Origin of the sequence: Methylobacterium sp. WL18 (assembly GCF_008040015.1) — a bacterium.
Classification (GTDB): Bacteria; Pseudomonadota; Alphaproteobacteria; order Rhizobiales; family Beijerinckiaceae; genus Methylobacterium; species Methylobacterium mesophilicum.
The window spans coordinates 1-646 of the sequence record NZ_VRVD01001215.1; the positions used below are offsets into that span (position 1 = coordinate 1).

Below are 646 nucleotides of genomic sequence, written 5' to 3' on the forward strand. Positions count from 1 at the left end.
ACCCGGTCACCCGCGACCTGCCGGGCTCGGACGCCAACCCGCCCGCCTGGGGCGACTGGCTGCGCATCGTCCAGGCCCGCACCCGGCCCGGCATCCAGCCGATCCTGTCCGGCGCCGAGGGGCTGCCGCTGCTCGCCCTGTCCCGGGAGGACAAGGGCCGCGTCGCGCTGCTCCTGTCCGACCATGCCTGGCTCTGGGCCCGGGGCTACCAGGAGGGCGGCCCCTATCTCGACCTGCTGCGCCGCCTGGCCCACTGGCTGATGAAGGAGCCGGCCCTCGAAGAGGAGGCCCTGCGTGCCCAGACCACCGGCCGCGGCCGCGAGGTGCGGGTCGAGCGGCAGACCATGGCCGAGCAGGTCGAGCCGGTCACCGTCACCGGCCCGACCGGCAAGGTCACGACGCTGACCCTCAAGCCCGGCGAGCCCGGCCTGTTCACCGCCACCTTCGACGCGGAGACCCTTGGGCTGCACACCCTGCGCTCGGGCAACCTCGTGGCCTTCGTCAGCGTCGGCCCCGCCAACCCGCGCGAACTCGCCGACGTGTTCAGCGATACCGAACGCCTGAAGGCGGTGGCCGAAGGCTCCGGCGGCTCGATCCGCCGGGTCGCGGATGCCGGCGGCACCACCCAGGTGCCGCGCCTCGCCAC

The 646-nt window shown here is 74.6% G+C and carries 1 pseudogene; it reads left to right on the plus strand.

The features are described 5' to 3' along the window. Positions 1-646 (plus strand): annotated as a pseudogene (locus FV228_RS31915) (hypothetical protein); the annotation flags it as partial.